Genomic DNA, 8906 nt, shown 5'->3' with positions numbered 1-8906 from the left:
CTTTACACTTTCTAATATAAATTTGCTATAGAGTGTCATGCCATAGGCTACCTCATTGGTGGTTTCCTGAGTATAGGGGTAGTCCTTTTCTATTGCTTCTAATTGTTTGGCCCACCAATCATCAATTTCCATTGTAATAATTAAATCAGGCTTATTGGCTTTAATTAAGTTTAAAAGTGGTGCTGCATTTTTGCTAGACATTTGCACGTTGGCTATTAATATACTGATTTGATCGTCAGTAGAATATGTGCCTTCAGTTGCTGTTGGTACTGCTTTTGGAACAAGAAATGTATAGTTGATCAGGTAGCTGCCCTGCACCACCATACCGCTGACTAGTCCGATTGTGAGCAAATAATCATACCATCTCCACCTTTTGGTAAATATGATAAACAAGAATAATGCGATAAAGGAGGTTATGAAAAACTGAATCCTTGGGAAATCTAATATTTTCAAAAATCTACTTTCAGTATTTCTTAATATAGAAAGTAAAGAGCAAGCAGCGACTAATAAAACCACAATGCTGAGCACGACATATATTACCTTTCTGAGCTTTCCCATTGTATTTTGATTAATAATTTATCTGCTACATATAATTAGGGGTATCCAGCTTTCTACTGATGCGGTAGGCAGCATTTACCAGGCCTACATGACTATAAGCCTGTGGAAAGTTACCCCACTGGCTGCCATTACTTGCATCTACGTCTTCGCTGAGCAGTCCCAGGTGGTTGCCGTAGGTGAGGAGTTGCTCAAAAGTGGTGATGGCTTCATCGACTCTGCCTACGCATGTAAGCGCCTCTACATACCAGAAAGCACAAATCAGGAAGGTGGTCTCCGGTTCGCCAAAATCATCGGCATGCTTGTAGCGGAAGAATAGCCCCTCTTTGGTTTTTAACTCTTTTTCCAGAGCTTCCAAATGCTTTTTAGCTACGTCACTGTTGTGGTCGAGGTAGTTCATCATGATCATCTGCAGGTTGCTGGCATCGAGGTTTTTAGAGCCAATCGCCTGTGTATAAACAACACGGTCATTGTCGAGACAGGCTTCAATTTTTTCTGAAGACTTAGCTACCAGTTTTTCGGCCAACCGCTCAATTTTCTTGTCGCCAAATGTATGTCCTATTTTATAAGCCGCTTTAGCGCCAGCCCAATGAAAGAGATACGTGTAAGAATGGAATTGCGCGAAATTTCTAAACTCCCAGAGTCCGGCATCCGGTTCATCCATCAACTCATCAATTTTGTGAAGCAAGTCGTTGATTAGTACTAGTGAGTCTGCACGCTCACTGTTGATATAACGCTTGTCAGTATAGAGCGGAAGGAGAGAGACCAGTACTTGTCCGTACACATCGTTTTGTATGTGTGTATAGGCCTGGTTGCCCACACGTACGGGTTGGTTGCCCCTATAACCTTTTAGGTCAAGGATTTTCTCCTCTAACACCTGCTCTCCCGATATGCCATACAGGGGCTGAAAACGGTCTTTCGATTTTACAGAAATATTGAGAATGTAATTAAAATACCTTTCCAGTTCTTCAAAGTGCCCGATGTTGTTAAAAGCCGTAAGCGTATAATACGCATCTCGCATCCAACAATAGCGATAGTCCCAATTACGTCCACTACCGTCAGCCTCTGGCAAACTGGTGGTGCCTCCGGCTATAATCGCTCCTGTATCTTCATACTGGTGTATTTTAAGCGCCAAAGCAGAGCGATTGATGGCCGCCTGATGAAATCGACTGACACTCATGTTTTTTACCCACGCCCTCCAGTAGAGTTTTGTTTTTTCCAGAAAATGTTCGCAAGTACTTTTTATAGGAGCCTCCAGCGGAGCACCATAAGTGAGAATGAGATATTTGGTTTCATGTAGCACAATCGACTCACCCTCTACAATATAAGAAAGGGGAAAATCGGTAGTGAGTCTTAACTCTTTCTCTAAACCTAAAAACTCAATGTGGTTACTCGCTTCGTATTGTGAGGGGCTTAGCTCACCATATTTACCCCTCGGGTGACAGGTGATCTTCACCCTGGGAGTGCCCTCGATAGGCTCAACTTTTCTGATGAGCATTAAAGGTTTGAAGTATCTATCAAACTGGTAAAACCTGGGGGCAAAGTCGGTGATACGGTAACTGCCTTCATCGCAGGTAATGTCAGTGCAGAGTATATTTGTGTTTTCCAGATAAGTCTGACTGGCTTTTTTTACGTTGCCATGAGGCCTGATGCTAAACTCACCACCCTTTTCATCATCAAGTAGCTGACCGAAAATAAACGAACTGTCAAAGCGTGGCCAACACATCCAGTCGATGTTTGTGTTGAGGTTGATATGCGCCTGGTAAGAGCAGTTGCCAATAAGCCCGAGATCGTAAGTATGTTTCTTAGCCATAAACTGATGATTATATAGGTAAATGAAATTAGTGTATTTTTTACACTAAGTCAAAATGGATGCTTAAGAAACAGCTTATTTACTTTTTTGTTGCTTTTTTAGAAGTCAGTATGGAGTATTTAGTAGCCAGTATGGAGTAGTCGATATGTAGTAGTTTGTACAGAGTATCAAAAATCACAAATCCAACATCTTAAATCTTAGATCCCAAATCCCAAATCTCAAATCCTAAATCCTAAATCCTAAATCTCAAATCTTTTTCGCCCACTCTCCATCAGATTCCAGGCGGCTCCAATAAAGATTTACCCCTGTTATCTTACCAGATGTTCGTGTAAAATGTAATTGAATTTCACCTAGGGGTGCTAAATAAAATTTGTCTTTTTCATAAGGTAGAAATGTGCCTTTTATATAACTGTCATATCCCTTTAACCTCACGCCATCTCCCTTACGGATTATTTCACAATCACCAATGCCGGCAAACTTATAGGTTCCGAAATAGGGTTCAAGATTTAAATTCTTTACCTGAGTATGTTTTTCTCGAAGATATCGGTCATTATATAAACCAGCGACCTGATGGGCCAGATAAGGAGGCATTCCTTTAATCTCATATAGTGCTTGATTATAAAACAGTGTCACGACCAGATCATCTTCTGGAAACAATATAGAAACTGCTTTGTAGCCCAGCCATCCGCCTTCTAGTTGATAAACTGGTAGATCATTGATTTTGCCTACTACCCATCCAAAAGCGTCTTTTACCAATCGGTTTTCATTGATAGTAAATGGCTCCCACATGGTAGTGATCTCTTCTTCAGAGAAAAGTTTATCGCCCGTAAAACTTGCAGTCCATTTGGCTATGTCTGTCGTAGTAGACCATAAACCACCTTCCGGGCTGATCATTGTAGAGGCTGCATGGTTGGGCTGATTGGTGTAAAGACTATCGTCATAGAAATAACCTCGTACACGGTTGGGTAGTATCTCTTCAAAAGAAGCCACCTGTGTGTCATTCATTTCAAGTGGTTTAAAAAAGGTTTTGTCTAAATATTTATACCATTTCATGCCGGAGACTTTTTCTATAACAGCACCTAAAATCAGGTAATTGGTATTTACATAGGCGTAATCAGTACCCGGATCAAAATCAAGCGGTAAGGTATAACAAATGTCTAGCAGCTCGGCCATGCTATGATTAAGTTTTAAATCAATGAACTGGTAATACTCCTGCAAACCCGAGGTGTGATATATGAGGTGCTTGAGTGTGATCTTAGACCATGAATCAGGTGCATTTTTCAAATAGCGACCGATAGGTGCGTCTAAGTCAATCTTTTCCTGGAGAGATAGTTGGTAGACAGCAGCTGCCACCATCGATTTAGTAATTGAAGCAATGAAGAATTTACTTGAATCAGTAATAGGCGCATGGTTTTCGATATCTGCCAGGCCATAATTGCCTTGCTTTACCACCTTCCCATTTTTCATGATAGTGAGCGCTATGCCGGGTATGTGTGCTTTACGCATAACAGAGTCGAGACTGAGGTCTATGGTGTCTTTGGAAGTGACCCTACTTTCTTCAACTGCGTTAGTTGGTTGATTTTGCTTTTCTTCAGTACCGCAACTGCACAAGCAAAAACACAACAGGATGAAAAAACATGCAGGTTTCATGGTTTTGATTTGAGATTTTAAGTTGATACACTAGAAACCCAGACTGGCTTCAGATGTTTTATGATAGCTTTCGGGAGAGTAATTAAAGTTATGGCTTTTTGCTGTACAATGCCAAAAGGCCAAAGACAGGTCCGATAGCCAGAAGCATATAAGCATGTGTGGCTGACCATGAAGTAGAGAGTAGTGTAATCAGTTGAATGCTGAAAATGGTTATGGCAAAACCAATACAGTTGGTAATGGTAAGGGCGGTGCCTTTGATTTCTACAGCGGCATTTTTGGCCACTATGGTGGAAAATAGGGGGGAGTCAGCGATTACCACCAGACCCCAAAAGATGATAAAGCCAATGAAAATTACAGGTGGCGCATAAAGAAATGCCAGTGGAGATGCCAAACAGCAACAACCAGACAATAGTAAAGCGGAAGCGGCTGTTTTCTTTTCTCCAAAGCGTTGCGATAAGTACCCTCCTGCAACACAGGCAAGACTCCCCAGGCCTATGATAAGAAATGAACATATTGGTACATTAAAAGCAGGCTCCTGGTGTAAGCCGTTGTAGGTAACTAACATCACTGGTACAAAGGCCCAAAAAGCATATAATTCCCACATGTGACCAAAATATCCGAATGCTGCCGCACGGAATGGTTTGTTTTTAAATACTTTAAACCAGCTCTTTATATCAAATTGAGTATTTAGTTTTCTATAAGGGCCATTCTTCACAAAGCCTAGCATGAGCACCCCGCCAAATACAGCCAGTACAGAAGTCGAAAGCATGACAGCCTTCCATGGTAGCGCGGTAGTGAAGTTTTTGACCAGGTGAGGAAAAGCAGTACCAAGTACTAGCGCACCCACCAGGTAGCCAAGTGATTTACCAAGGCCTTTCTGGAAATAATCAGCGGCTATTTTCATACCCACCGGATAAATGCCAGCTAAGAAAAAGCCAGTGAGAAATCTTAAGCTCAGAATAGTGGCAAATGAATTGAAGTCAGCGATAACAGCAAAATTGAAAACAGCTCCGAGTACAGCACATGTGAAAAATACTTTGGAAGGCGAGAAGCGATCAGCAATGGCATAGATAGCAAACACTAATGTGCCTGTGATAAAGCCAAACTGCACAGCTGAGGTGATGTGTCCAATGGCGGCCTCTGTTAGGTTGAGTTTTTGGGTAAGGCTGCCGACTACAGCATTGCCCGCAAACCACAATGAGGTACAGCAAAACTGCGATAAAACTATAATAGGAAGCACATAGGACGGTACCCTCATGCGTGCTGTTTCAACTGATTGATTGCATTGAAAGCCTGCACCATGTGCCGCTGATTATGATAGATGACAATACGAAAAGTATCTCCTAACCTCAACTTTATCCATTTAGAAATACTGATGGCTGTTTTAGTTTTTTTTAGACTTTTATCTCGGGCATCGTCAAGGAGGTTGAGCATTTCCTTTTGTTGTGCAATAAATGTGTCTATCGTATCCTTATCCAACGTATCGTCTATGGGGTTCATACTCTTAAAAGTATTCATTTTATTGAGTTTTTCCTTAGGCTTCATGCTTTCTGCAAAGTAATTGCCCAGTAGGCCACCCTTAAAATACTCATCAGCCTCGTGGGTACTATATGCCAGTCTGCTTTTAATTTCCGGAAGGTAGAAATCACCATAGCGATTGAGGTGCTCCAAACACATTAAGGCGTTCCATTTGTCAGATTCGGGTTGTTGCTGAAGCTCACTTAGATCTTTGGCTTTTAAAGATTCGGCATCGCTCAGAAGTTGTTGTGTTATTGCCTTAAGCTCATCTATAAGTTGCTGTGATTTTATTTTCATGGCTTTTTTATTTCAAATAACGTGAGAAAGGCAATATAAAACATTGATCGAAATCAAGACTTTTTTAATCTGGACAATGTCTCAGGCGTCATTCTCAAATAGGAAGCAATGTACTTGTGAGGAACTTCCTGGAAAAGCCTTGGACTCCGAGCCAGCACACGCTCATAACGGTCATTTGGGGAAGAGGTAAGCAAGTCCATCTCACGCTCCATTTGCTGCACGACAAACCCTTCCAGCAGCTGTGTCCAAAGTTGCTTTAACTCATCGGTGCCATTTATTAGTGCCTGAAAGTTGTTTTTAGTCACAACCTGCAAAGTAGAGGCCTTTATCGCCTGAATGTATAACGTGGAAGGCTGTTCTGTTAGAAAAGAATCAAGTGCAGCTATGAGGTTGTCTTTATACCCAAATCTAATGGTTTGCTCCTCAAATCCATCGTCAACGAATATTCGCAGTGCACCCGTTGCGACAAAATAGATGTTCGTGTCAATGGTGTCTTTTTTCTTGAGGTATTCGTTACGCTTTAAGGCAATACCTTTTTCCCACAAATTAGCTGCATCAATAGCGAGTCGGAGCTGATCTGTGATTGACATAGATCTTAATCAGAAATAGAAGAACCTTTTAACAAAAGTTCTGCTGTGGCAGGGTTGGTAGCCAAAGGGATATTATGGACATCACAAATACGAAGTAGCATTTGTATGTCGGGCTCATGAGGGTGTTTATCAAGGGGATCCCTAAAAAAGATCACCATATCGATCTTGCCTTCTGCGGCCATTGCTGCGATTTGTGCATCACCACCTTTAGGACCCGAAAGTAGTTTGGTGACAGGTAGGCCTGATTTCTCTACATGACCACCGGTAGTACCGGTGGCATATAGGTTTACTTTGCCTAGTAGATTTTTGTTGGTGAGCAGGAAGCCCACCATTTCTGGCTTTTTGCCATCATGCGCTATTACAGCGAGATTCATTTTCTTTCTATTGCTTTTAGTGCAGCATTTACGATGTCCTGCGGACTCAAGCCATACTTCACTAATAATTCTTCTGGTTTACCGCTTTCGCCAAAACTGTCTCTCACAGCTACAAACTCCTGAGGGGTTGGTAGGTTCCGCGATAAGCACTGTGCTACGCTATCACCCAATCCACCGTTGATCTGGTGCTCTTCAGCAGTAACTGCACAGCCTGTTTTCTTCACAGACTCAAGAATCAATTCCTCATCTAGTGGCTTAATCGTATGAATATCGATGATTTCTGCATTGATACCTTTCCCAGCAAGTATCGCTTCAGCTTCAATTGCCTGCCACACCATATGACCAGTAGCAAAAATTGAAACGTCTTTACCTTCAACAAGTCTTATTCCTTTGCCAATTTCAAACTTTTGATTTTCAGGCGTAAATATTGGCCATTTTGGTCTTCCAAATCTCAAATAAACCGGTCCATCATGTTCAGCAATAGCGATAGTTGCCGCCTTGGTCTGATTATAATCGCAAGGATTGATTACAGTCATGTGAGGCAACATTTTCATCATACCAATGTCTTCCAAAATCTGGTGAGTCGCACCGTCTTCGCCAAGTGTAAGACCAGCATGTGAAGCACATATTTTTACATTCTTACCACTGTAGGCAATCGACTGTCTGATTTGATCATAAACACGACCCGTTGAGAAGTTGGCAAAAGTGCCTGTAAAAGGAATTTTACCACCGATGGTCATACCTGCTGCCAGACCCATCATGTTCGCTTCGGCAATACCTACCTGAAAAAATCGATCAGGAAATTCCTTTTTGAAGTCACCCATTTTTAATGAGCCGGTAAGGTCTGCACAGAGTGCAACTACCTTGTCATTATTTCTTCCGAGTTCTAATAATCCTGCTCCAAATCCTGAGCGTGTATCTTTTTTTTCTGTGAAGGTAAGTTTAGTCACGAAGCGTTAGTTTAAATCTGACTGACAATGATTTTTTTTGAAGTGGCAAATTTAAGATAGTTATGTTATAAATCATTGTGTGACATAAATAATTGTCGAACGGTCAGTAAAGCCTTCAGCTACTTGGTTTAAGCCTTTAGGTTAAACTGCGTTTATTCAACGTGATATAGAGAAGAGTCTCTCAGAGCTGGGGAGCTACATGCTTTAGACTTAAAGCTAATTTCTTTCCCGTGACGTTATCCCTGCGTAGGCAGGGATCTCATAAATATAGTGAGATTCCTGACTTCCGCTGCGCTTCATCAGGAATGACTAACGAAATTATTGATTACAGCAATAGATTTTGTCAGGCTCAGGCACTCGAAGCTAGTTGTCTAAGTAATAAACCTATTTAGAACGTCACTCAAAGCGATAGCGAAGAGTCTCTATAAAGCTGCAAGCCTCAAGCTTTTAGGACACATTACTTACCAAACCTCATCCCTGCGTAGGCATGGACCTAATACCTTAATCTCTCAAGTGACTTGTTATGCATGCAGCGTTTATTTAAATTTATATACAATCAACTGCCTATGAAAACGACCCAAAACTCAACCAATCCTGATAATCGAGTCTTGTCGAAAGACTACCGACCTAGTAAAAACTTTCATACCAGTGACCTGATTTGGCAGGAATACGCCCAAAGAAAAATTTCTAAAAATGGTTGGGAGTACATGCAGCCTATTTGGGATAAACTAGGTGCTCAAGCAGCTGAGGAAATGGATCAATTATCTATGGATGCCGACAAGAATGGTCCTGAACTTGTAAAGCGTGACTTCTGGGGTGAGGATATAGAACAAATCAAATTTCATCCCGCTTATGATCGGCTGCTCGAAATAGCGGTAGAGAGTCAGATGTTTAGAGTTAAATGGGAGCCGTCACTTAGAAGCCGTTTCAAAAACGAAAAGCACAGCTTGGGGTTTGGTTCGGGCTATTTGTTCGCTATGGCAGAGATGGGGCAATACTGCCCTCTTTGTATGACTGATGGGGTGGCCAGATTGATTGATCGATTTGCCAATGAAGGTGATAAGAAACGTTTACTTCCGCGGATTGCCACCAAAAATCCAGATGAATTATATACAGGCGCCATGTTTCTAACAGAGAAGGCAGGCGGATCTGATGTAGG

The 8906-nt window shown here is 41.7% G+C and carries 8 protein-coding genes and 1 pseudogene; 1 reads left to right on the top strand and 8 read right to left on the bottom strand.

The window, feature by feature from the left end:
• From E1176_RS10860 to E1176_RS10825, 8 genes are all read right to left on the bottom strand, one after another.
• The coding region (locus tag E1176_RS10860; protein ID WP_185152752.1) for an endonuclease/exonuclease/phosphatase family protein at nt 1-558 on the bottom strand (558 nt) is incomplete at its 3' end.
• Nucleotides 559-583: 25 nt separating this feature from the next.
• Entirely contained in the window at nt 584-2368 is a 1785-nt protein-coding gene (locus tag E1176_RS10855) for a glycoside hydrolase family 15 protein (protein ID WP_155210633.1), read from the bottom strand.
• A 246-nt stretch (nt 2369-2614) separates the two neighbouring features.
• Nucleotides 2615-4018 carry a serine hydrolase gene (locus E1176_RS10850; RefSeq protein ID WP_155210632.1) on the bottom strand — a complete coding sequence of 468 codons (1404 nt, stop codon included), beginning with the start codon at nt 4016-4018 and terminating at the stop codon, nt 2615-2617.
• Nucleotides 4019-4106: 88 nt separating this feature from the next.
• Nucleotides 4107-5276, bottom strand: a complete 1170-nt coding sequence (locus E1176_RS10845; RefSeq protein ID WP_155210631.1) for an MFS transporter — start codon at nt 5274-5276, stop codon at nt 4107-4109.
• Nucleotides 5273-5833: a DinB family protein gene (locus tag E1176_RS10840; RefSeq protein ID WP_155210630.1), complete on the bottom strand. Its 561-nt coding sequence runs from the start codon at nt 5831-5833 to the stop codon at nt 5273-5275. The genes E1176_RS10845 and E1176_RS10840 overlap by 4 nt, the downstream gene beginning before the upstream one ends.
• 53 nt (nt 5834-5886) lie before the next feature.
• Nucleotides 5887-6423 (bottom strand): Crp/Fnr family transcriptional regulator, encoded by a 537-nt coding sequence (locus tag E1176_RS10835; RefSeq protein WP_155210629.1) that lies wholly within the window; start codon nt 6421-6423, stop codon nt 5887-5889.
• Between the two features lie 5 nt (nt 6424-6428).
• Complete coding sequence (locus tag E1176_RS10830) at nt 6429-6797, bottom strand: methylglyoxal synthase (protein WP_155210628.1); 369 nt, start codon at nt 6795-6797, stop codon at nt 6429-6431.
• Nucleotides 6794-7747 (bottom strand): transketolase C-terminal domain-containing protein, encoded by a 954-nt coding sequence (locus E1176_RS10825; RefSeq protein ID WP_185152751.1) that lies wholly within the window; start codon nt 7745-7747, stop codon nt 6794-6796. The genes E1176_RS10830 and E1176_RS10825 overlap by 4 nt, the downstream gene beginning before the upstream one ends.
• A gap of 566 nt (nt 7748-8313) precedes the next feature.
• Here E1176_RS10825 and E1176_RS10820 point away from each other — a divergent pair.
• Nucleotides 8314-8906 (top strand): annotated as a pseudogene (locus tag E1176_RS10820) (acyl-CoA dehydrogenase family protein); the annotation flags it as partial.

It is taken from the genome of Fulvivirga aurantia (assembly GCF_009711475.1).
Taxonomy (GTDB): Bacteria; Bacteroidota; Bacteroidia; order Cytophagales; family Cyclobacteriaceae; genus Fulvivirga; species Fulvivirga aurantia.
Note: the sequence above shows the minus strand (reverse complement) of the source record. Positions and strands in the feature narration are given on the sequence as shown.

What these genes read in the sequence shown, in the direction of transcription:
- E1176_RS10840 (WP_155210630.1), bottom strand. Translation starts at nt 5,833, where the DNA reads ATGAAAATAAAATCACAGCAACTTATAGATGAGCTTAAGGCAATAACA.
- E1176_RS10850 (WP_155210632.1), bottom strand. Translation starts at nt 4,018, where the DNA reads ATGAAACCTGCATGTTTTTTCATCCTGTTGTGTTTTTGCTTGTGCAGT.
- E1176_RS10835 (WP_155210629.1), bottom strand. Translation starts at nt 6,423, where the DNA reads ATGTCAATCACAGATCAGCTCCGACTCGCTATTGATGCAGCTAATTTG.
- E1176_RS10855 (WP_155210633.1), bottom strand. Translation starts at nt 2,368, where the DNA reads ATGGCTAAGAAACATACTTACGATCTCGGGCTTATTGGCAACTGCTCT.
- E1176_RS10845 (WP_155210631.1), bottom strand. Translation starts at nt 5,276, where the DNA reads ATGAGGGTACCGTCCTATGTGCTTCCTATTATAGTTTTATCGCAGTTT.
- E1176_RS10830 (WP_155210628.1), bottom strand. Translation starts at nt 6,797, where the DNA reads ATGAATCTCGCTGTAATAGCGCATGATGGCAAAAAGCCAGAAATGGTG.